This window comes from Aeromonas sp. 604282 (assembly GCF_049170575.1).
Classification (GTDB): domain Bacteria; phylum Pseudomonadota; class Gammaproteobacteria; order Enterobacterales; family Aeromonadaceae; genus Aeromonas; species Aeromonas veronii_A.
The window spans coordinates 41,595-64,329 of the sequence record NZ_JAAKMV010000012.1; the positions used below are offsets into that span (position 1 = coordinate 41,595).

The 22,735-nt window shown below is 59.7% G+C and carries 17 protein-coding genes, 4 tRNA genes and 1 pseudogene; 10 read left to right on the forward strand and 12 right to left on the reverse strand.

All coding sequences use genetic code 11. From position 1 onward, the window contains the following. Positions 1-15: 15 nt before the first annotated feature. The 5 genes and pseudogenes from argB (at position 16) to G5367_RS14495 (ending at position 5,405) form a co-directional block, all read left to right on the forward strand. Positions 16-795, forward strand: a complete 780-nt coding sequence (gene argB, locus G5367_RS14475; protein ID WP_421244507.1) for an acetylglutamate kinase — start codon at positions 16-18, stop codon at positions 793-795. Between the two features lie 25 nt (positions 796-820). Then, entirely contained in the window at positions 821-1,732 is a 912-nt protein-coding gene (locus tag G5367_RS14480) for an ornithine carbamoyltransferase (protein ID WP_104016515.1), read from the forward strand. 68 nt (positions 1,733-1,800) lie between these two features. Then, positions 1,801-3,036, forward strand: coding sequence for an argininosuccinate synthase (locus G5367_RS14485; RefSeq protein WP_033115910.1), 1,236 nt, complete (start codon positions 1,801-1,803; stop codon positions 3,034-3,036). Between the two features lie 210 nt (positions 3,037-3,246). Then, a complete protein-coding gene (gene argH, locus G5367_RS14490; protein WP_421244508.1) occupies positions 3,247-4,632 on the forward strand; it encodes an argininosuccinate lyase in 1,386 nt (461 codons plus the stop codon). Between the two features lie 136 nt (positions 4,633-4,768). Next, positions 4,769-5,405 (forward strand): annotated as a pseudogene (locus G5367_RS14495) (FMN-binding negative transcriptional regulator). Positions 5,406-5,467: 62 nt separating this feature from the next. On the opposite strand, the gene G5367_RS14500 reads toward G5367_RS14495, so the two are convergent. Next, entirely contained in the window at positions 5,468-5,923 is a 456-nt protein-coding gene (locus tag G5367_RS14500; protein WP_201938577.1) for a hypothetical protein, read from the reverse strand. A 443-nt stretch (positions 5,924-6,366) separates the two neighbouring features. Here G5367_RS14500 and G5367_RS14505 point away from each other — a divergent pair, with 443 nt between their 5' ends. Further along, the gene (locus G5367_RS14505) at positions 6,367-7,059 is read left to right on the forward strand and encodes a B3/4 domain-containing protein (protein WP_201938579.1); all 693 of its coding nucleotides are present in this window, start codon (positions 6,367-6,369) and stop codon (positions 7,057-7,059) included. A gap of 76 nt (positions 7,060-7,135) precedes the next feature. On the opposite strand, the gene G5367_RS14510 is transcribed toward G5367_RS14505, so the two are convergent. From G5367_RS14510 to plsY, 6 genes are all read right to left on the reverse strand, one after another. Continuing rightward, positions 7,136-8,308, reverse strand: coding sequence for a CD0519/CD1768 family membrane protein (locus G5367_RS14510; RefSeq protein ID WP_337073386.1), 1,173 nt, complete (start codon positions 8,306-8,308; stop codon positions 7,136-7,138). 105 nt (positions 8,309-8,413) lie between these two features. Then, positions 8,414-8,489 (reverse strand) — tRNA-Asn (locus tag G5367_RS14515). Positions 8,490-8,497: 8 nt separating this feature from the next. Continuing rightward, a tRNA-Phe gene (locus G5367_RS14520) sits at positions 8,498-8,573 on the reverse strand. Between the two features lie 3 nt (positions 8,574-8,576). After that, a tRNA-Thr gene (locus G5367_RS14525) sits at positions 8,577-8,652 on the reverse strand. A 52-nt stretch (positions 8,653-8,704) separates the two neighbouring features. Further along, a tRNA-Phe gene (locus G5367_RS14530) sits at positions 8,705-8,780 on the reverse strand. Between the two features lie 47 nt (positions 8,781-8,827). Continuing rightward, positions 8,828-9,490 (reverse strand): glycerol-3-phosphate 1-O-acyltransferase PlsY, encoded by a 663-nt coding sequence (plsY, locus tag G5367_RS14535; RefSeq protein ID WP_041233993.1) that lies wholly within the window; start codon positions 9,488-9,490, stop codon positions 8,828-8,830. Between the two features lie 175 nt (positions 9,491-9,665). Here plsY and folB point away from each other — a divergent pair, with 175 nt between their 5' ends. The 3 genes from folB to G5367_RS14550 all read left to right on the forward strand — a co-directional run bounded on the left by folB (position 9,666) and on the right by G5367_RS14550 (position 11,160). Beyond that, positions 9,666-10,037: a dihydroneopterin aldolase gene (folB, locus tag G5367_RS14540; RefSeq protein WP_005341634.1), complete on the forward strand. Its 372-nt coding sequence runs from the start codon at positions 9,666-9,668 to the stop codon at positions 10,035-10,037. Next, positions 10,037-10,546: a 2-amino-4-hydroxy-6-hydroxymethyldihydropteridine diphosphokinase gene (folK, locus tag G5367_RS14545; protein ID WP_337073387.1), complete on the forward strand. Its 510-nt coding sequence runs from the start codon at positions 10,037-10,039 to the stop codon at positions 10,544-10,546. Before folB ends, folK begins: the two co-directional genes overlap by 1 nt. Positions 10,547-10,671: 125 nt before the next feature. Then, complete coding sequence (locus G5367_RS14550) at positions 10,672-11,160, forward strand: YbaK/EbsC family protein (protein ID WP_236347985.1); 489 nt, start codon at positions 10,672-10,674, stop codon at positions 11,158-11,160. Here G5367_RS14550 and mdtD read toward each other — a convergent pair. The 4 genes from mdtD to G5367_RS14570 all read right to left on the reverse strand — a co-directional run bounded on the left by mdtD (position 11,132) and on the right by G5367_RS14570 (position 16,946). Further along, a complete protein-coding gene (gene mdtD, locus G5367_RS14555) occupies positions 11,132-12,544 on the reverse strand; it encodes a multidrug transporter subunit MdtD (protein ID WP_216980000.1) in 1,413 nt (470 codons plus the stop codon). The two genes, G5367_RS14550 and mdtD, sit on opposite strands and share 29 nt — an antisense overlap. A gap of 68 nt (positions 12,545-12,612) precedes the next feature. After that, the gene (locus G5367_RS14560) at positions 12,613-13,740 is read right to left on the reverse strand and encodes a CobW family GTP-binding protein (RefSeq protein ID WP_421244509.1); all 1,128 of its coding nucleotides are present in this window, start codon (positions 13,738-13,740) and stop codon (positions 12,613-12,615) included. A 71-nt stretch (positions 13,741-13,811) separates the two neighbouring features. Next, positions 13,812-15,206 carry a D-arabinono-1,4-lactone oxidase gene (locus G5367_RS14565; protein WP_421244510.1) on the reverse strand — a complete coding sequence of 465 codons (1,395 nt, stop codon included), beginning with the start codon at positions 15,204-15,206 and terminating at the stop codon, positions 13,812-13,814. A 156-nt stretch (positions 15,207-15,362) separates the two neighbouring features. Beyond that, positions 15,363-16,946 (reverse strand): EAL domain-containing protein, encoded by a 1,584-nt coding sequence (locus G5367_RS14570; RefSeq protein WP_421244511.1) that lies wholly within the window; start codon positions 16,944-16,946, stop codon positions 15,363-15,365. Positions 16,947-17,524: 578 nt separating this feature from the next. Between G5367_RS14570 and G5367_RS14575 the strand changes: the two genes are divergently transcribed. Further along, complete coding sequence (locus G5367_RS14575) at positions 17,525-19,942, forward strand: GH92 family glycosyl hydrolase (RefSeq protein ID WP_421244512.1); 2,418 nt, start codon at positions 17,525-17,527, stop codon at positions 19,940-19,942. A gap of 89 nt (positions 19,943-20,031) precedes the next feature. Here G5367_RS14575 and acnB read toward each other — a convergent pair whose 3' ends face one another. After that, a complete protein-coding gene (gene acnB / locus G5367_RS14580; protein ID WP_421244513.1) occupies positions 20,032-22,629 on the reverse strand; it encodes a bifunctional aconitate hydratase 2/2-methylisocitrate dehydratase in 2,598 nt (865 codons plus the stop codon). Between the last annotated feature and the right edge of the window lie 106 nt (positions 22,630-22,735).

Sequence of the window (22,735 nt, forward strand, 5' to 3'; positions counted from 1 at the left end):
GGAAGGATCTCGAACATGGACAAACAGACGTTGGTAATCAAGCTGGGCGGTGCCCTTATCGAGAACGATGAGGCGCTGACCGCCCTGTTCGCCACCCTCAAAACCTTCCTCGACGATCAGCACCGTCCGCTGGTGTTGGTGCACGGCGGTGGCTGTCTGGTGGATGACCTGCTCAAGGGGCTGGGTCTCACCTCCACCAAGAAGAACGGCTTGCGGGTGACCCCGTTCGAGCAGATCCCCTTCATTGCCGGGGCGCTGGCGGGCACAGCCAACAAGCAGATGATGGCCAAGGCGATCGCCACCGGCATTCCGGCTGTGGGGCTCTGCCTGGCGGATGGCGGCCTCTGTCAGGTGACCCAGCTCGACCCGGATCTCGGCGCGGTCGGCGAGTGCAAGCCGGGCAACCCGGCGCTGGTAGCAGGCATCCTCAGTCAGGGCTTCCTGCCGGTGGTGAGCTCCATCGGCATCACCGCCGAGGGGCAGCTGATGAACGTCAACGCGGATCAGGCCGCCACCGCCATTGCCGAGGCGCTCGGTGCCGATCTGGTGATGCTCTCCGATGTGAGCGGCATCCTCGATGGCAAGGGCAAGCTGGTGCCCCAACTCGACAAGCTGACCGCGCTGGATTTGATGGAGAAAGGGGTGATCCGCGATGGTATGGCGGTCAAGGTAGAAGCAGCCCTGCACGCCGCCGAGACCCTCGGCAAGCCGGTCTGTGTCGCCAGCTGGCGCTACCCGGATCAGCTGCTCAAGCTGCTGGCTGGCGGCGCGGTCGGCACCCAAGTGGCCATTTGATCTCCACCGGAACAAGGAACATCCGATGCAACATCTTCTGAAAGACAGTGATCTGAACAAAGCCCAGATCGAGGCTCTGATTGCGCTGGGCAAAGCGGTCAAGGCCGACCCGAAGAAGTACAGCCAGGCGCTGGCCGGCAAGAGCGTGGTCACCCTGTTCGAGAAACCCTCCCTGCGCACCCGGGTCACTTTCGACATCGGCATCGCCAAACTGGGCGGCCACAGCGTCTATCTGGATCAGCAAAACGGCGCGCTGGGCAAGCGGGAGTCGGTGAAAGATTTCGCCGCCAACCTGTCGCGCTGGTGTGATGCCATCGTCGCCCGGGTGTTCGATCACCAGACTCTGGTCGAGCTGGCGGAGCACGGCACAGTGCCGGTGGTGAACAGCCTGTGCAACCTCTACCACCCCTGTCAGGGGCTGGCCGACTTTATGACCATTGCCGAGCACTACGACGATCTGTCGAAGGTGAAGCTTGCCTACCTCGGTGATGGCAACAACGTCAGCCACTCTCTGCTGCTGCTGGGGGCCACCCTGGGCACCGACGTCACCCTCATCTGCCCGAAAGGCCACGGCCCGGATACCCAGATCTTCCTGCAAGCGCAGGCGCTGGCGGCCAAGTCGGGGGCAACCATCCACATCAGCGATGACGTGGCGGATATCGAAGGGTTCGACGTGGCCTACACAGATACCTGGGTCTCCATGGGTGACAACACCCCGATGGAGCAGGTCAAAGACCTCTTTATGCCTTACCAGATCAACCAGGCCCTGCTCGACCGCACCGGCATTGCACATGTGCTGCACTGCCAACCGGCGCACCGGGAGCTGGAGATCACCTCGCAGGTGATGGATGGCCCCGCCTCCCTCATCATGGACGAGGCCGAAAACCGGATGCATATCCAGAACGCCGTGTTGCTGACCCTTCTCGGTGGCAAGTAACGCGGTACTCAACCTGAATCACGACACTTTTATTGAATCATCATCGAATCATCACGGAGAGAAGTAACATGAGCGGAATCAACAAGATCGTACTGGCTTACTCGGGTGGACTGGATACCTCGGCCATCATTCCCTGGCTGAAAGAGCACTATGACGCCGAAATCATCGCCTTCGTGGCCGACGTCGGTCAGGAGCGCGACGATCTGGAAGGGATCGAGCAGAAGGCGATCGCCTCCGGTGCCACCAAGTGCATCATCAAGGATCTGCGGGAAGAGTTCGTCAAAGAGTACGTCTACCCGACCCTGAAGACCGGCGCCGTCTATGAAGGCACCTATCTGCTGGGCACCTCCATGGCCCGTCCGGTGATCGCCAAGGCGATGGTCGAAGCGGCACTGGCGGAAGGGGCTGATGCCATCTCCCACGGCTGCACCGGCAAGGGTAACGATCAGGTGCGTTTCGAAGGTGCGGTTGCCGCGCTGGCGCCCCAGCTGAAAGTCATCGCCCCGTGGCGGATCTGGGACATGCGCTCCCGGGAAGATCTGCTCTCCTATCTGGAGACCCGCAACATCCCCTGCAAGGCGACCTTGAAGAAGATCTACAGCCGCGATGCCAACGCTTGGCACATCTCCACCGAAGGTGGCGAGCTGGAGAGCACCTGGAACGAGCCGTCCGAAGCGGTCTGGCAGTGGACCGTACCGGCCGAGCAGGCTCCGGATCAGCCGGAGTACGTCAAGCTGACCGTGGCGCAGGGTGAAGTGGTGGCCGTTGACGACCAGCCGCTCAGCCCGCACCAGATCCTGATGACCCTGAACGAGCGTGCTGGCAAGCACGGCGTGGGCCGCATCGACATCACCGAAAACCGGATGGTGGGGATGAAGTCCCGCGGCTGCTACGAGACCCCGGGCGGTACCGTGATGGTCGCCGCGCTGCGCGCCGTGGAAGAGCTGGTACTGGATCGCCCGACCCGCGCCTGGCGGGAAAAGCTGGGTGCCGAGTTCTCCCACCTGGTCTATGACGGTCGCTGGTTCACCCCGCTGTGCAAGGCGATCCTCGCCTCTGCCAACGCCATCGCCGAAGATCTGGATGGTGAAGTGGTGCTGAAGATGTACAAGGGTCAGGTCACTGCGGTGCAGAAAAAGTCGCCGAACAGCCTCTACTCCGAAGACTTCGCCACCTTCGGCGCCGACGAAGTGTATGACCAGAGCCATGCCGAAGGCTTTATCCGCCTCTACACCCTGGCCAGCCGGATCCGCGCCATGAAGGAGCAACATCAGGCTATCGGTGGCGATCACACCCACGGCTAAGCAAGCGCGATAACCCGTTGATTCCGTTGAGGGGGCATGGCCCCCTCTTCTACTGGCAGAGGACATAACCCCTGACCCATCATCGGCGGGTGTGACAAGAGCGGCAGCGCCCCGGCCGCTTCTGTGAGATAACAGGCTCGCAGAAAAACAGGGCACGATTTCAAGCTCGGCGGCCAGGGCGCCGCCGACAACGCATTCAAGGAGAGCAGTATGGCACTTTGGGGTGGACGCTTCAGTCAGGGAGCCGATAGCCGGTTCAAGCAGTTCAACGATTCGCTGCGGTTCGATTACCGCTTGGCGGAGCAGGATATTCAGGGCTCCATGGCCTGGGCCAAAGCGCTGGTGAAAGTGGGCGTATTGACCGCCGATGAGCAGGGCAAACTGCAACAGGCGATGGAGGTGCTGCTCGCCTCGGTGCAGCAGGATCCCCAGCAGATCCTGAGCTCGGATGCCGAAGATATCCACTCCTGGGTCGAAAGCCAACTGATTGCCGCCGTCGGCGATCTTGGCAAGAAACTGCACACCGGCCGCTCCCGCAACGATCAGGTCGCCACCGACCTGAAACTCTGGTGCAAGGCGCAGGGCGAGCTGCTGCTCGGCTCCATCACCGCCCTGCAGCAGGGGCTGATCGCCTCTGCCCGCGCCAATCAGGCCGCAGTGCTGCCCGGTTACACCCACCTGCAACGGGCCCAGCCGGTCACCTACGCCCACTGGGCGCTGGCCTATGTGGAGATGCTGGAGCGGGACTACTCCCGGCTGCAGGATGCGCTGAAGCGCCTCGACACCAGCCCGCTCGGCTGCGGCGCGCTGGCGGGTACTGCCTACGCCATCGACCGCGAAGCGCTGGCGCTCGACATGGGCTTTAGCGGCGCTACCCGCAACAGTCTGGATTCGGTCTCCGATCGGGATCACGTGGTGGAGCTGATGCACGTGGCGTCCCTCTCCATGACCCACCTGTCGCGCTTTGCCGAAGACCTTATCTTCTACAACACCGGCGAGGCGGGCTTTGTCGAGCTCTCCGATGCGGTCACCTCCGGCTCGTCGCTAATGCCGCAGAAGAAGAACCCGGATGCGCTGGAGCTGATCCGCGGCAAGACTGGCCGGGTGGTCGGCGCCCAGATGGGCATGCTGATGAGCCTCAAGGCGCTGCCGCTGGCCTACAACAAGGACATGCAGGAAGACAAGGAAGGGCTGTTTGATGCCCTCGATACCTGGCACGACTGCCTCGATATGGCGGCGCTGGTGCTGATCGATCTGAGGGTGAATGGTGAGCGCACCATGGCGGCGGCGCAGGGCGGCTACGCCAACGCCACCGAGCTGGCGGACTATCTGGTGGCCAAGGGGATTCCATTCCGTGAGGCGCACCATATCGTCGGTGAAACCGTGGTCTTTGCCATCAGCGTGGGCAAACCGCTGGAGGAGCTCTCCATCGGCGAGTTCCAGCGCTTCAGCCCGGTAATCGAGTTCGACGTCTACCCCAATCTGGAACTGGAAGCGACACTGGCCAAACGGGTTGCCAAAGGCGGCGTTGCCCGGGAGCAGGTAGAAGCAGCCCTGACTGCCGCCGAACAGTGGCTGGCCAAACGGGTGGGTTGATCGCGGTTGGTGATATGTGACGAGAGGGCTTAGGCCCTCTTTTTATTCCCCGGCTATCGCTTGATGTCCCTGCTGACGCAAGAATGGGCATCCGATGCGTTATGCATGGAAGCCAACTATCGATAAAGGAGTCTGCATGTATCTACCACCTTATTTCGCCACCGATGACCCCGAAGCTCTGCATAAACTGATGCAGGCACATCCGCTAGGAGCGCTGATCACCCACGGTGAGCGGGGGCTGGATGCGAACCATCTTCCGTTCGAACTGGACACGGAGAGTGGGAAGCATGGCGTCCTACGTGCCCATGTAGCCCGCAACAATCCGCTCTGGCAAGAGGCCAGGGATGGGGACGAAGTCCTGGTGATCTTCAAGGCTGCAGATGCCTATATCTCCCCTAACTGGTATCCAAGCAAGAAAGCGCATCACCAGCAGGTACCGACCTGGAACTACAGCGTTGTGCATGCTCACGGTCGCATCCAGATTCGCGACGATGCCCGCTTCGTACGCCGCCTGCTGGCAAATCTGACTCGTCATCATGAGGCCGGGGAACCGACCCCATGGAAAATGGCAGATGCCCCCCCGAGACTATCTCGAGGCCAAAGTGGCTGCTGTGGTGGGAATCGAAATCGAGATAACTGGGCTAGTCGGCAAGTTCAAACTCAGTCAGAACAAGGAGGCAGCGGATCGCCAAGAGGCAGCTCACGCTTTGTACGCAAGAGGGCAGGTAGAAGTAGCCAGCGACATGGAAAACCCGCCATCACCTCCCTCATAACGTGTTAAACCAAAAACAGAAACGGCAACCCGAGGTTGCCGTTTTTTATTGCTTACCACCGTTCACGCGCTGGCATTTAGCAGCTTGCCAACCCCATCTCCCTTGCCATTGGGCAGGGTCTGTTTAAAGGCGCCGAGCAGCTGATCGAGGTTGAGATGGCTGGCACCGAGGGAATCCTTGAGGGTATCGAGCTCGCTTTGCAGCGCATCGAGGCGTGTACTCTGGGTGCCACTCGCCAGCTGATTGCGGGCGCTGTCGATGGCAGCCGTGAGGGATTGGCCACCATTCTCCTGCCCCAGGGTCTGCATCAGCTCCCCCATAAAGTGGTTGATGGCCGAGCGGTTCTGTTCGCTATCGGCATCCTTGATACCAAGTCGCTGGAACAGGCTCTGGACGGTCGGGGCTAGGTGCTCCTCCTGTACGGCAGGCTGCACGGGCTGGGGTTTGCTACTGCTGCCAAGCAGCTGGCTGCCCAGCTTGAGGGCGATCGAGGCAAGGGGAAGCAGGCTGCTGATCATGATATCTCTCCGCGACAACGACCCTTGATGGTGTTGCCAAGAGAAATGCATAAGCGGGGCCAGAACGATGAAAAAACGCCAGCCATAGCCAACTCATTGAGCAATCAAGCGATTTGAGTGACCGCCTCGTGCTTGGGCATGACAACTGAGGGCATCACAAGAGAGCCGGACGGCCAGCGGCTGCCGCTGCAGATCAAGGCGGCAAAGGGGTATTGCCGCAACGAACCGGAAACCGCAGGGCTACTCTTCGCTATATACCGGTACATGCCCGCCATCTCCTTGAACACATCATTTTTCATTCATGAAACTTATGGCTATTAAGATCATGTAAATTTTCTTATCTAAAATGTTCGCGCAAGATGGCTCTCAAACCGGATTTGCCGTTGCCGCTATGCTGGCCGGCAACCGCCTTCTCCCAGCCTCGTTCGTTTTATGGAGTCGCTATGTCCCTGATCACCCCCTATATCTCCCCCGAAGTCAGCCAGTTGGCTCCTAGCTTTCGCGCTCTGAGCATCACGGTGCAGGCCGCAGCCGTGGTTGACCCGAACGTGGGGGCACGCGCCCTTGATGAAGCCTGCACCGCCATGCTGACTGCCGATGTGCAGTGGGCAGAGGCGCATCTCGCCGCCTGGGGCGATCTATTCAGAAAGTTCGGCGCCAAGCCGCAGCGGACTCCCTGTTCCGCCGAAGCTCTGAGAAAACGGGTCGCCCGCGATGGCAACCTGCCCGCCATCGATCCCGTGGTCGATCTCTACAACGCCATCAGTATCCGTTACGCCATTCCGGTGGGGGGCGAAAACCTGCTTGCCTATGAGGGACTGCCGCGACTGGTGGTGGCCGATGGCAGCGAGCGGTTCGATACCATGAAGGGGGGCGAGCCGACCCACGAACCAGTGGAGCCCGGCGAGGTCGTCTGGCGGGATGACAAGGGGGTCACCTGTCGGCGCTGGAACTGGCGGCAGGGTGTACGCACCCGATTGAGTGTCGATTCGGGCCAGATGTGGTTCATTCTGGAGAGCCTGCCCGAGATGCCGCTGGCTGCGCTGCATGAGGCGGGGGAAAAACTGATCGCCGGGCTGCGGGAGATGATGCCGGAAGCGGTGATCGCACAGAGCCTGATCGGCGATGTTGAGTAAACCGAAGGACGAGCCAACTCGTCACCGATAGATACAGAGAGGGGCGCCGCAGCGCCCCTCTCTCTTTTCACTCTGCTCAGCCCAGCAGCATATAAAGCTGGTGCGCCGCAACCCCGGCGCACAAGCCGCCGACGGTGTGGGCGACAATGGCGCGGGAAGTGAGATGGCGATAGCCGAGGGCATCAAGCATGGCGGTGTGGGTGCTCAAAAAGCCGCTCCAGCACATCCCCATGGCGGTAAACACCGCGACCTCGTTACCGGTGATCCACCCCTTGGCGATAAAGGGGGGCACCAGCGACATGGCGGCACCCACTGCGCCGAGCGAGGTAGCCGGGAAGGCGACCAGCTCCGGCTGCTGGAAGCCGAATAGCAGGTCAAACAGCCAGCCAGCCTTGGCAGCCAATACCGGCAGCAAGGCAACCCCCTGGAAGGCTTCACCGGTATAGCCCTTCTCCCCCGGGCCGAAGGTGAGCAGCATGACGAAGGTGCTGATGATCAGCACGCCCGGGATCACCGCCATCCCCAGCTCCACGCCGGATTTGCCGCCATCGAGCAACGAGTTGAGGATCCGCAGCCAGCCCGGAGCCGCCTCTTTGCTGACCCCGACCTTGTGCCCCTTGGCATCCGTCGGCTCATCATCCAGCACCTCACCCACCAGCGGACGGATCATTCGCTGCATCAGTCGGGTAGAGACCACCGAGCCAACCAGAGCACCGAGCAGACCGATCAGCGCCGCGCTGGCGGTGGACTCGCCGCCCGGCAGTTGCAGGGTGGCCATAAAGGTGACCACGATCAGGCCCATACCGAAGGCGGTCCCGAAGTTGGTCAGAGACACCAGTTGCCACGGAGTGAAGCCCTTGCGAAAGCGGCTGTCCTTGGCAAGGCTGATCACCGCCGGGTTATCGGAGAAGAAGGTCATCAGCGCCGCCAGCGCGGTACGTCCCGGCAAGCGGAACACCGGCTTCATCAGGGGTGCCAACAGAACCTCCAGCAGGCGGATCACCCCGAATTCGCTCAGCAGCTGGCTGAGGGCGCCGGAAAGTACGGTGATCCCCATGATGAAGAGCACGGTATTGAGCAACAGCTGGTGAGCGGTATTGAACAGGGTGTTGACCATGGCGGAGAGGCCCATCTGGCTGCCGAGGTAGCCAAACAGGCTGCCCAGGATCAGCAGCACCAGCACGGGCTCAAGCCACTCGCGGATGGTGGCCAGTCGCCCCTTTGACTCTATAACTACTTGATTTTCCATATCTATCCTGCCGTCATTCTGTGCGTGTGTGATGGTTGTTATGGTAAAAAGCGGTATTGAACCAAAGAAAAAAAGCCCTTGTCTTGCGACAAGGGCTTTTCGGTTTGGCTCCTCCTGCTGGGCTCGAACCAGCGACCTGCGGATTAACAGTCCGTCGCTCTACCGACTGAGCTAAGGAGGAATTATTAGTGGTGCCCAGAGACGGAATCGAACCGCCGACACGGGGATTTTCAATCCCCTGCTCTACCGACTGAGCTATCTGGGCAAATGGTGCCGGCTACCGGAATCGAACTGGTGACCTACTGATTACAAGTCAGTTGCTCTACCTACTGAGCTAAGCCGGCACACTTTAAACCATTGTGCATGAACAAATTTTTATTTCATGGCACCAAAATTTGGTGCCCAGAGACGGAATCGAACCGCCGACACGGGGATTTTCAATCCCCTGCTCTACCGACTGAGCTATCTGGGCGTGGGCGCTATTAAACGGATTTTAAGGCGGATGGTCAACGGGAAATTTCACTTTTTGTCTCGTTCGTCTCTTTTTTGCGCAACATTAGCTATTTCTGCCACTTCCTTGGCACTGGCAGCACGTTTTCGCCCCCAGACTCTGGGTTCTTCCCCCTTAAGCAGGCGGGAGATGTTCTCGTGATGGCGGATCAGAATGAGGCAGGAGAGCAGGGAGACTGGCAGGGTATATTCGGGTTTGAGTAGATAGGTAAAGAGCGGCGTCAGCAGCACAGTAATAATGGAGGCCAGCGAAGAGTAGCCGCTCACCAGTAGCACCAGCAGCCAGGTACCGATCACCGCTCCTCCCATGGTAAAGCCGATGGGCAGCATGGTACCGAGCGCCGTAGCCACCCCTTTGCCGCCACGAAAATGAAAGAAGAGGGGATACATGTGGCCAAGACAAGCGGCAACCCCGATAAAGCCAAGGTAGACGGGTTTGATCTGCAGATACCAGGCGAGATAGACGGGAGCTGTCCCCTTGAGCACATCGAGCAGCAGTACCACCAGCGCCGCCATGCGCCCGCCGAGGCGCAGTACATTGGTGGCCCCCGGATTGTGCGAGCCATGGTCACGGGGATCCGGCAGACCCGTGATCCGGGAAACCAGCACGGCACTGGATAGAGAACCACCCAGGTAGGCCAGAATAATCATCAAAATCGTCAGGGCCGTCATCTTGGTCGTTTTTACCACGATATGAATGGGGTATGATGCGGGCCACATTCTCTGGCGCTGGCTCGGGCTTGCCCAAAAGCGTGTCGCCCAAACCGACCGCGCGGCAAACTGCTTGCCGAGCCTGCATCCCTGCGCTGTCATCACAGCCCATCAAGAGTAAAGAAGAAGTACTGTCATGGACAAGGTGTTTATTCGCGGACTCGAAGTTTTGACCACTATCGGTGTATATGAGTGGGAGAAGGGCATTCGCCAGAAACTCTGTTTCGACCTCGAGATGGGGTTCGACAACCGTCCCGCCGCCGCAACCGACGATATCAATCTGGCACTGGATTATGCCGATCTCTCCAACAAGATTTGCGAGCATGTCAGCGGCAAGGTGGTCGAACTGGTCGAAACCATGGCCGAACAGGTTGCCATGCTGGTGTTGGCCGATGAGCGGGTACAGTGGGTCAAGGTTACCCTGACCAAACCGGGCGCCGTGCCAAATGCCGCCGGCGTCGGCGTCGAGATCTTGCGCCATCGCACGCCAGCCGCGAGCAGCAACTGATGACCACTATCTATATAAGCCTGGGATCCAATATCGAGCGGAATCGCCATATCCGCGCGGGGCTCGATGCCCTGCACGCCGAGTTTGGCGAGTTGCAGGTCTCCCGGGTATTTGAAAGCGAGGCTGTCGGCTTCAACGGCCACCCCTTCTACAACCTGGTGGCCGCTGCAAAGACCGAGCTGCCGCTGAGCACCGTCTGCCAGCGGCTACGGGCCATGGAGTTTGCCCACGGTCGCGAGCCAGATGCCAAGAAGTTCGCCCCGCGCACGCTGGATCTCGATCTGCTGCTCTATGGTGATCTGGTCTGCGAGACACCGTTGGTGTTGCCGCGCGGCGAGATCCTCACCAATGCCTTCGTGCTCTGGCCGCTGGCCGAGCTGGCACCCACCTTGCGCCACCCAGTCGATGGCCGCACCATGGAGTCGTTGTGGCAAGCCTATGACAAGGCCTCCCAGCAGCTGTGCCCCATTCCCTTTCACTGGGAAGCGTGCGAATTGCAGCATCACTGATCCCCAAGGGCGTCTCGCGGCGCCCTTGTTGTTTCACGGACAAGGTTGCTTATCACTGATAAGAAAGTGTCATTGGGCCAGCCCCTGCGAGAGTGGCAGGATAGCGCCCACCACAGGAGAACCCCATGCCACTCGATACCATTCACGACTTCAACTGCCAGCTGCTCACCGCCCTGCCCCACCAGCGCTTCGAACACGAACCGATCCTCGACTACGCCACCGATGAGAAGGTCAAAGCCCGCTTCGGCTGGCAGGCGGAGTTCAGCAAGACCCTCTTTATCAAGTTCAAGGATGGCCGCTTCGCCCTGCTGCTGACCCACAGGGATGGCCGGCTCGACAACAAGGCGGTCAAGGCCGCGCTCGGTGCCAAGCCCTCCATCTGCAGCGCCGAAGAGATGCAGGCTGAGATCGGCTGCCTGCCGGGAGCGGTCTGCCCCTTCCTGCCCCGCGCCGATATTCCGCTGCTGGTGGACCCGCAACTGCTCAGCCACTCCGCCTTCACCTGGACCCCGGGCCACCCCGAGCAGACCTTTCTGCTGGAGACGGCCCATCTGGCTGAGGTGTTGGCGCAGCTCCCCTGCGAAGTCAGCTATCTGCCCGTGACGACGGCGTAACACCATCGCGCGCCAGCTGGGCAAAGATCAGCGCCGCCAGCATGGAGAGCAAACCGACACAAAGGTAGGTGAGATGGAACCCTGCCAGCCACTGGCCATTGGCAGCTGAAGTGCCCGCCGAGAAGAGCCCCAGCAGGCTGGCCGCAATCGCCACCCCCAAACTCATGGAGAGCTGCATCACCACCGAGAGCAGGCCGTTGCCGCTACTGGCCAGGGTCGGGCTGAGATCTTGCAGCGTGAGAGTGTTCATGGCGGAGAACTGCAGCGAGTTGATGGCGCCGAAGATCGCCAGCCAGCCCAGCAGCACGCCATAGGGAAGCTGGTTGTCGATAAAGTAGAAGCTGGCGATCATGGCGCCGAGCAACAGAGTGTTGCCAATCAGGATCCGGCGATAGCCCACCCTGGGGATGAGCTTGTTCACCAGCGTCTTGGTCAGCATGGCGCCCAGCACCGTCGGGATCATGGTCATCCCCGCCTTGCTCGGGGAGAAGCCAAGCCCCAATTGCAGAAAGAGCGGGGTGAGGAACGGCATGGCACCGCTGCCGAGGCGGGCAAACAGGTTGCCCCAGACCCCGATGGCGAAGGTGGCGGTCTTGAACAGGTTCAGACTGAAGAGCGGCTGCTCCGCATTGGCAGCGTAGAGCCAGTAGCTCGCCATCGCCGCCAACCCGAAAATCAGCGCAAACAGCGCCCAGCCGGTGGAGATGCTGTGCTCCCCCAATCCCTGCAAACCGACCGACACCAGCACCATGCCGAGGCTGAACAGCACGAAGCCCTGCCAATCAAAACGGGCGGTCGCCTGACGCAGATCGGGCATAAAGTACCAGCTCGCCATAAAGCCGATCACCCCCACCGGCAGGTTGATGAGAAAGACCCAGTGCCAGCTCGCTACCTCGACCAGCCAGCCACCGAGCGCTGGCCCCATCAGCGGGCCAAGCAGCCCCGGAATGGTGACGAACGACATCACCCGCAGCAGCTCCCGCTTGTCGTAGACCCGCAGCACAGCCAATCGCCCGACCGGCATCAGCAGGGCGCCGCCAATCCCCTGCAGCACCCGGGCCGCCACCAGCATGGAGAGCGAGCCGGAGGCGGCACAAGCCAGCGAACCGAGGGTGAACAGCGAGATCGCTGCCAGATAGATGCGACGGGTACCGAACCTGTCCGCCAGCCAGCCGGAGGCAGGGATCAGCAGCGCCACCGTCAGCATGTAGGCGATCACCACCGACTGCATCTGCAGCGGGCTCTCCCCCAACGTCTCGGCCATGCTGGGCAGGGCGGTATTGAGAATGGTGCCATCCAGCGACTGCATGAAAAAGCCGACTGCCGCCAGCATGGGCAGCCACTTGCGCTGGGCAGGGCTTACCCCGAGTGAAACTTCCGCCATAACAGACCACCTCCACTTCAGGAATAAAAAGACCCGCTCTCGTTGTTACGGGCGGGTCATCTCAGACATCAGGCATCCGGCTGGCCAAGCATGGCCTTGAGCCGCTCTTCAAGGCTGGGCTCGGGAGCCTTGAGCGTATCAAGGAACAACCGCTCTATCCCCGCCTTGTCCTGAGTTTTCACGATAAACACCAGTCGGGACTGGGCCTTGCCCTCCGGCCACTCACCCAATGCCTGCAATGGATAGAGCTGACCGTGGACGCCGTGGATCACCACCGGCTGGCTCTCCCCTTCCAGCTGCAAGATCCCCTTAAGCCGCAGCAGGGCATCGCCATACTGCGCCTGCACCGCATCGATGGCGGCCAGTAAACGAGAGGGCTTGAGCGGCTCGCCGATGCGCAAAGAGAAACTCTCGATGTTGCCGTGCTCGAAGTGGGTGGGCGCAGCCGTGCCCACCTTGGCGGCGAACGGTTGCATCTTCGGCTGCATCGGTGACGCCAGCCCCTGCTTGGGGGATTCGGTGCGCAGCCAGGCAAGCAGCTGGCGCACATCGCGCCCCGCCGCTTCGTTGTAGGCGCCGAGCTTCTCCAGCACCGCTGGCGACAGTTCACCATTGGTCACCTGCTGGATGGGGGCCGCCGGATTGAGTGCCGCCAGCTGGGCTTCGACCCGCGCCAGCTGCTCGTCATCCACCAGATCGCCTTTGCTCACCACCAGCAGATCCGCCAGCGCCACCTGTTTCACCGCCTCATACTGGGCCGCCAACTGCTGCTCGATATGACCGGCATCCACCACGGTGACGGTGCCATCGAAGCGGTAGCGCTGGGCGATAAAGCCCTCTTCGCGCAGGGTAAACAGAACGGGGGCCGGATCGGCCAGACCTGTGGTCTCGATAATCAGCCGCTTGAACGGTTTGATCTTGCGCTGGATGGCCTTCATAAACAGCCCCTGCAGCGCCTCCACCAGAGAGCCCTGCACCGAGCAGCAGATGCAGCCGGAGTCGAGCAGCATCACCTGCTCATCCACCTGTTGCACCAGATGGTGATCCAGCCCCACCGAGCCGAACTCGTTGATTAGCACGGCGCACTCGCCAAGCTCCGGCTGCTTGACCCAGTGGTTGAGCAAGGTGGTCTTGCCGCTGCCGAGAAAGCCGGTCAGCAGGGTCACCGGGATCCTGGAGTCTTGCATATCGGTCATATCGATGACCTCCCTCTGGTCGGCAGAGTGATGAGTGAGCGGGTATCTTGCATATCGGTCATGTCAGATCCTTACCGGTTGGCAAACAGGTCGCTGAGCCAGCGGTTTTCAAAGCGGCCGTGGGGGTCGAGCTCGGCTTTTAACGCTACGAAGTCGTTCCAGCGCGGCAACAGGGCCGGGAAGTCGTAGAGATCCATCGCCAGATGTTTGCCGAAATGGGGAATGCCGCCGAGCGGCACCAGCAGTTGCTGCAGCTCGCGCATCTGCTCCATGGAACCGTTGACGAAGGTGCCGTCCGCCGCCAGATAGACCAGAAAACCGATCCAGCAGACCGGCTGGCCATAAGCGGCGCTGAGCCAGGCCTCAGAAGGGCCGGTGCAACGCAGGATAAAGGGGTAGTGCAGCACGCCCGGGTTGGCCTGCTGCCAGGCCTGCAGGGTCTCCAGTGCCTCGTTCATGCGATGAAGCGGCACCGCCACCTCACAGTTGATCTGAGGTGCCGGGATCCCCTTGCAGAGAATTTGGTAGACGTTGCCCACCAGATCGGAGGCATCCTTGAAGCGGCGCACCGTCTCGAAGTGCTCCCCCGCCAAGGCCTCATCCTTGGTGTCTTTCGCCATCTTCTGCAAAGTGGCATCAATGGTGGCATTCATGCGGGCGTCGATATCGCCATCCAGCAGCAGCGGCTCGCTACCACCGGCGCGATAACGGGCCACCTCCTCATCGGAGGCAGGGTCCACCAGCCAGATGTGACTCTCGCCGGTCCAGGCAAACCACCAGCTCTTCACAAAGCCATGCTCGCGGTTGAGCCGTTCGTTGTGCTCCAGCAGGAAGGGGTAATCGGTGGTGAACTTGGTGCAGCGCATAATGCGGTTGGACACGGTGCGCAGGGTGACGTCGAGCAGGATGCCGAGCATCCCCATTCCCATCACGAAGGCACCGAAGCGCGGGTCGGTGCGATCCACCCGGATGATGTCGCCATTGGCCAGCATCACCGTCATCGCCTCCACCGCATCGCACAGGGCTGACTGGTGCAGCCCCTGACCGTGGGTGCCGGTGCTGAGGGCGCCGCCCAGGGTTTGGATGCCGATAACGCCGGGGGATGCGGGCAGCATCCGCTCCATGGCGATCAGCTCGGCATAGACGGTATCGAGCGGCGTCCCCGCCTGATAGGTCACGGTATCGGCGGTTTTCGCCAGCTGGCCGCGCAGGTGGTGCAAGTCCACCAGCAGTGCCTGACTGCCCTCGGCGTAGACGCTATGAATGGGCTCAAAAGAGAGGCCGGAGCCGATAAGGCGCAGCTTGCGCTCGGGGTGCTCCCGCAGCAGCGCTTGCAGCTCATCGCGGGTTTTCGGGCGCCACACCTGATCCAGCGCCCCGAGGGGATTGGTTCTCGACCAGTTGAACAGCACCTCCCGATTACCAATCGCCTTGATGCTGTGAAATGCCTGGAACTGAACCGTCATACCGCGCCTCATCTGACTTCAAAATGAGCGCCGATTCTACCGAAAAGTGAGCCACAAGGCATGAAAAACAAGCCCCTGCACTCGAGGGGGGATAGGGGGAGAGCACTTCCCTACCCTGCCAGAAAGGAGCTTGGCCGCCCGTCTGTCACCGATAAATCAGGTGGCGTTCGGGATGCCTCGCCCATCTGGCTGGCGGGTTTGTGCCTCTTCCGGTAGCAGCTCCTCGCAGAACTGGCGCAACGGCATGGGGCGAGCAAACAGGTAACCCTGCAGATAATCGACCCCTTTCGCCCTGAGGTAGTCAGCCTGACGCTCACTCTCCACCCCTTCCGCCACCAGCGCCAGACCGAGCCGGGTCGCCAGATCGATCACGTTGTCCACGATATGTTCCGAAAGGGACTCGGTGCCGATACGGGCGATAAAGGATTTGTCGATCTTGAGGTAATCCACATGGAACTGCTGCAGGTAAGCCAGGCTGGAGTGGCCGGTACCAAAGTCGTCGATGGCGAGTTTTACCCCCATCTCGTCCAGCTGGCGGAACAGGGAGAGGGTCTGGGGATCGGACATCAGCAGCTCCCGTTCAGTCAGCTCCAGCACCAGTACCACCTTGCCGGGGAGGAAATGCCCGAGGAAGGCGCGACACTCGGCCAGCAGGGCAAAATCATGGCAATGAGCGGCGCTGATGTTGAAGCTGATATGAAACCCATCGGGCAACTGCTCCTGAGAGCGGTTCAATCGTGTCGCCACCTGTTTCATGATATGGGTGGTCATGGGAACGATCAGTCCCGACTCCTCCGCTTGCGGGATAAAGAGATCGGGCCGGATCACCCCTTCATTGACATGCTCCCAGCGCATCAGTACCTCGGCGCCCATCATCTTGCCGTCGTGGCTGGCAATCAGCGGCTGCAGATAGGGAACAAACTCCCTGGCCCGCAGGGCGCGTCGCAACTCATCTGTTGGCGAGCCGGGACGCCCCAGCACCCACCACACCAGCCAGGCCAGCAAAAGCGAGGAAACCGCCAGCCACGACAGCGCCACATGCCGCGCGGCCCACAGCGACGTCCAGTAGACCGGCATGGCATAACCGGCATGGATGGTGAAAGGATAATGGGATGAGGTGAGGGCCAGGCTAATCCCGCGCTGGAGGGTGGGCGCCTCGCTCAGATAGCGGCCCGACTCATTGAGCCAGGCCGCTCCCACCTGCAGATAGAGCGCGCTGGATTTTCCGCTCATGGTGAGCATGAAGCTGAGCTGAGTGCTGTCGATAGCGCTCAGGGCGGCATCCTTACCCTGCTCGGTGCGCACCACTAGCAGCGGGTGATTTTGCCGAACCCGGTTGCCACTCATCAACAGCAGCTTGCGGCCAGCATAGATAGCACCGTCATCAGCATCGTTGGCCTCACCAAAAAGCGAGGTGCAATAGATGATGCCATTGCGAACCAGATTGACCGAACGCAGGAAGGGCTCGATGGCGACCTTCTTGCGCAGTACCAGCAGGTTGTCGCGACAGGGAGCATTCACCAGAGGCAGCACAGAGCGATTGGCCTGCTCCGCATGATCCAGCATCGACTCCATCAGGGTTCTGGCCTTGTGGGCCGAGGCGCTGGATTCCGCTTTCAGCTCCTGCACATAATTGCTGTGGATGAGCCAACCTCCCACCAGCAGCGGCAGGGTAAAGACCAGCAAGGCACCGCCGAAGCGTAACCCGGTTCGGGAGAGATCGATCCTGAACAGAAACATAAAGAACCACGCCGCAATTCGTCGGGCCAGCCCGCACAAGCCAAAGAGAAAAGAACTCATCTCACACCGATAGCGGAGCACTGTTTCGCGACCGGTCATAACCAGACAACATAACGCAAAGCGTTTATAAAACGAACTGTAAGGTTCATTGAAAGGATGATGTCTGCCGCAAAAGACCCCGAACGGATCACATTCATCTAAAACACAGCCTGCTCCGGCTCGCCCTTCTCCCAGTAGCCTCTCTGAAGAGGCTAACGACAGACCTGTGCGGTTAACTCTGCCTGTTAAAAATAATGTCGAAAGAACCCGTCCTGAGGTGCAGGTGATCAAATTCACACAACTGGATGACCGTCATAATAATCCAGTAAATGCCACAAAATTAATCTACTCGCTCAATCGACACCCTATTAACATCAATTTACTAAAATAAGAATCTACAAATAATTATGTTGACCATCTATTACGTTCAGCTGCAAACGTAAAAATTCTATCAGTCACCGAAGCCATCTTTGCCAAATATTGGCGAAGAAAGATATTGCTCGTTCATAAATGACACAACCTTGCCAAGGAGCCCAATCATGAAACATAAACCAACCCCATTAGTGATAGCGCTCACCATAGCACTATCCGGCTGTAACAGTGATTCGACCACCAGTTCTGATAACTCTCGTCCGACACCTGATAAATCGTTAATCCAGTATATAAACCCATTAATCGGCACCGGTGCTGATGGCCACACCTTCCCTGGAGCCGTCTACCCGGGTGGACTGGTGCAGCTCTCCCCTGATACAGAGATGGAGGGTTGGGGCTCGGCAGCTGGCTATTTTGACCATGGCAAGCTATCTGATATTCCAGTTTATGGCTTCTCTCACACCCATTTGTCAGGCACTGGTATTACTGATCTCGGTGATATTCTCATTTTGCCGTTTACCGATAAAAACAACACTACTTACAACACCTTTGATAAAGCCAATGAGCAAGCAGAGGCGGGCCACTATTCTGTCATTCTTAACAACGGAAAAATCAAGGCTGAGTTAACAACGTCAGCCCGGGTTGGATATCACAAATATACCTTCCCCAAAGGCAGCACGCCCTCAATTAAACTCGACCTTGATCACACACTGAATAAGAGCTGGGGCAATCGCACCACTGTTGGCGATATTGAATTTGTCGATGAATACACCATTCGCGGCAAGCGCAGTTCGGATGGCTGGGCCAACAACCAGCACATCTATTTCTACGCAAAATTCAGCCAGCCAGTGGTCAAGGCCAGCGTCGTTGTCGATGACGTAACAACCGAAGCGACCTTGAAACAGGATGCATTCAGGGGAACTAAAACCATCGCCTATCTGACTTTCAGTCCCAGTGAACAACAGCTCGAACTGAAGGTCGGGATCTCCCCCACCGGAGTTGAAGGGGCGCAGAAAAATCTGGAAACCGAGGTGCCGGATTGGGGTTTCGAGGATCAGGTAGCCAGCAACCAGCAGGCCTGGCATGGCGAGCTGGAAAAAGTAAAAGTAAGCGGAGGCACTCAGGCCCAAAAAGAGATTTTCTATACCGCCATGTACCACTCCCAGATTGCCCCGATGATATTCCAGGATGTGGATGGCAAGTATCGTGCAATGCGCACTCAGGAGATCAAGGATGCCGGAGCCATCCCCAACTACTCCGTCTACTCCATGTGGGACACCTTCCGGGCACAGCACCCGCTGCAAACCATCATCAACCCTCGTAAAGCCGAGGAGTATGTCAACGACTTGATCCGCAAGTACAAGGATGGTGGCATTCTGCCCAAGTGGGAGTTGCACGGCCATTACACCGGCACCATGATTGGCTTTCCAGCCATCTCCATCATTGCGGATGCCATGGTCAAGGGGATGAATGTCGATGCCCAAGAGGCTCTGGACGCCGCCGAATTTACCGCCCGCTATCACAAGAAAGAGGAGCTCCCGGACTGGACCGAAGACCAGAACATAGGTGCGGCCAGCATTGCCCAGCTCGAGGTATACGAGCAGAACGGCTATGTACACTGGGGATACTGGAACTCCACCTCCTATACCCTGGAGTTTGCTTACGGCGATTGGGCTCTCTCGGAAATCGCCCGAATGGCGGGCAACAACAAGGTTCAGCAGGAATTTCTCAACCGCTCGAACAACTACCTGAACCATTGGGATGCCACAACCGGCTTCTTCCGCCCCAAAAACCACCCAGACAGCTGGAACCCGCACCGCCCGGCCAGCCAGTTCAATCAACCCGTTGACGAGAACTCTCCTGACTGCAAGCTGGAGACGGTCAACAAACCCGATGGCACCAGCGTCGAGATGCGCGTCTGCCCGCTACTGCCATTTGATCCCTACTATGTGGACGAGTTTGCCTACACCGAGGGCAACAGCTGGCAATGGAAATTCCAGCCGCTGCATGCTTTCCAGTGGCTCAAACAGGAAGTGGGCGGAGAGAAAGGGCTGCGCGAGGATCTGGATGAACTGTTCAACGCCCGCTCATCCAATAGCGGTGAAGCGCTGCCTGACCTGACCGGTTATATCGGCCAGTACATGCATGGTAATGAACCGTCGCACCATATCCCCTACCTCTACAACATGACCGATGAACCGTGGAAAACGCAGGAGTATCTGGATCGGGTCATGAACGAGTTTTACACCACCAAGCCAACCGGTCTGATTGGTAATGAGGATGTCGGCCAGATGTCGGCCTGGTACATCATGTCGGCCATGGGATTCTATCAGGTTACCCCTGCATCCCCGCACTACAGCATCGGCCGCCCACTGTTCGATGAGGTGACGATTGCAGTGAAAGACGGGACCTTCAGGATCACCGCCGACAACAACAGCCCTCACAACAAGTACGTAAAGTCTGTCACCATCAACGGCAAGCCGCTATCGGGGGATCTCACCTTCGAGCACAGCGAGATCAGGGCCGGAGGGGAGTTGCACTTTGTCATGACAGGCGACAAGAGAGAGGCAATGACCCGACTCTAACCGTCCGCATAAATGAAAAATGCCGCGTAGCTACGCGGCATTTTTATTGGCTGACACAGAGCCCCTGCAGGGCCCTGTCATCCATTCACTCAGACAGCTTGCTGCAGGATCACCGCATCGGCTTTCTTGGTGTAAGAGGCGATCTCGTTGAAGTTGAGGTAGCGGTAAGTATCTGCCGCAGTGGCATCGAGCGCCTTGGCGTATTGCAGGTACTCTGCCACGGTCGGGATCTTGCCGAGAATGGCGGCAACGGCTGCCAGCTCCGCAGAGGCCAGATAGACGTTGGCACCTTTACCCAGACGGTTCGGGAAGTTGCGGGTGGAGGTGGAGACCACCGAGGCACCTTCCGCTACCCGCGCCTGGTTGCCCATGCACAGGGAACAACCCGGGATCTCGATGCGGGCACCGACCCGGCCGAAGATGCCGTAGTAGCCCTCTTCGGTCAGCTGATCCTTGTCCATCTTGGTGGGCGGCGCGATCCACATGCGGGTCGGCAGCTCGCCCTGATACTTCTCGAGCAGTTTGCCGGCGGCACGGAAGTGGCCGATGTTGGTCATGCAGGAACCGATGAACACCTCGTCGATCTTGTCGCCAGCCACGTCGCTCAGCAGACGGGCGTCGTCCGGATCGTTCGGCGCACACAGGATTGGCTCCTTGATGGTGGCCAGATCGATCTCGATGATTTCGGCGTACTCGGCATCCTTGTCCGCTTCCATCAGGGTCGGGTTGGCCAGCCACTCTTCCATCCCCTTGATGCGACGGGTGATGGTGCGCGGGTCACCGTAACCTTCGGAGAGCATCCATTTCAGCATCACGATGTTGGACTTCAGGTACTCGATGATCGGCTCTTTATCCAGCTTGATGGTGCAACCGGCAGCGGAACGCTCGGCACTGGCATCGGCCAGCTCGAAGGCTTGTTCCACTTTCAGGGTCGGCAGACCTTCGATCTCGAGGATACGGCCGGAGAAGATGTTCTTCTTACCCGCCTTCTCGACGGTCAGCAGCCCTTTCTGGATGGCGGCATAGGGAATGGCATGAACCAGATCACGCAGAGTGATGCCCGGTTGCAGCTCGCCCTTGAAGCGCACCAGCACAGATTCCGGCATATCCAGCGGCATCACGCCGGTAGCGGCGGCGAAAGCCACCAGACCGGAGCCCGCCGGGAAGGAGATACCGATGGGGAAACGGGTGTGGGAGTCACCACCGGTACCCACGGTATCCGGCAGCAGCATGCGGTTCAGCCAGGAGTGGATGACGCCGTCACCCGGACGCAAGCTCACACCGCCGCGGTTCATGATGAAGTCCGGCAGGGTGTGGTGGGTCTGTACGTCGATGGGCTTGGGGTAGGCCGCGGTGTGGCAGAAGGACTGCATGGTCAGATCGGCGGAGAAACCGAGGCAGGCCAGATCCTTGAGCTCGTCGCGGGTCATCGGGCCCGTGGTGTCCTGGGAGCCGACCGTGGTCATCTTGGGCTCGCAGTAGGTGCCGGGGCGAATGCCCTTCACGCCGCACGCCTTGCCCACCATCTTCTGGGCCAGGGTGAAGCCTTTGCCGGTATCGGCCACCGGCTGCGGGCGGCGGAACACGATGGAAAACGGCAGGCCCAGTGCTTCGCGGGCCTTGTCAGTCAGGCCGCGACCGATGATCAGCGGGATACGGCCACCGGCGCGCACTTCGTCGATTAGCACGTCGGTTTTCAGTTCAAACTGTGCCAGCACCTGTTCGGTGCCATGTTTGCAGATCTTGCCGGCATAGGGGTAGATGTCGATCACATCGCCCATTTCCAGCTTGGAGACGTCCACTTCGATGGGCAGAGCGCCGGCATCTTCCATGGTGTTGAAGAAGATCGGGGCAATCTTGCCACCCAGACAGACACCGCCAGCGCGCTTGTTCGGCACGAACGGAATGTCGTCGCCCATAAACCAGAGCACCGAGTTGGTGGCGGATTTACGGGAAGAGCCGGTACCGACCACGTCACCGACATAGGCCAACGGAAAGCCTTTCTCTTTCAGGGCATCGATGGTCTTGATGGGGCCGACGGCGCCATCCTTATCCGGAGTAATGCCGGGGCGGGCGTTTTTCAACATCGCCAGCGCGTGCAGCGGAATGTCCGGGCGGGACCAGGCGTCAGGTGCCGGGGAGAGGTCGTCGGTGTTGGTTTCGCCGGTCACCTTGAACACGGTGACGGTGATCTTCTCGGCCAGTTCCGGGCGGGAGAGGAACCACTCGGCATCGGCCCAGGATTGCATCACCTGTTTGGCGTGGACATTGCCCGCCTTGGCCTTCTCTTCCACGTCGTGGAAGGAGTCAAACATCAGCAGGGTGTGGGAGAGCCCCTTGGCGGCAAGCGGCGCCAGGGTGGCGTGATCCAGCAGGTCGATCAGCGGCTGAATGTTGTAACCACCCTGCATGGTGCCCAGCAGCTCAACGGCTTCGGCGGCAGTCAGGATGGGAGAGTGGGCTTCGCCCTTGGCGACAGCAGTGAGGAAACCGGCTTTGACATAGGCCGCTTCATCAACACCGGGGGGAATACGGGAGGACAACAGCTCTTTCAGAAAATCTTCTTCGCCAGCGGGCGGGTTCTTGATCAGTTCAACCAGAGCGGCGACCTGCTCTGCGTCCAGAGGTTTGGCAACCACGCCCTCGGCGGCACGTTCTGCGACGTGTTTACGGTATGTTTCAAGCACGACTAATTCCTCTTTGGTCTTTTTTTGGGGTTCGCCCAGGCTCGCGGCGATCGTCCTTGCGGGACACCCCGTAGGGTGCTCCCCACTATATAAGTTTTAACGACTA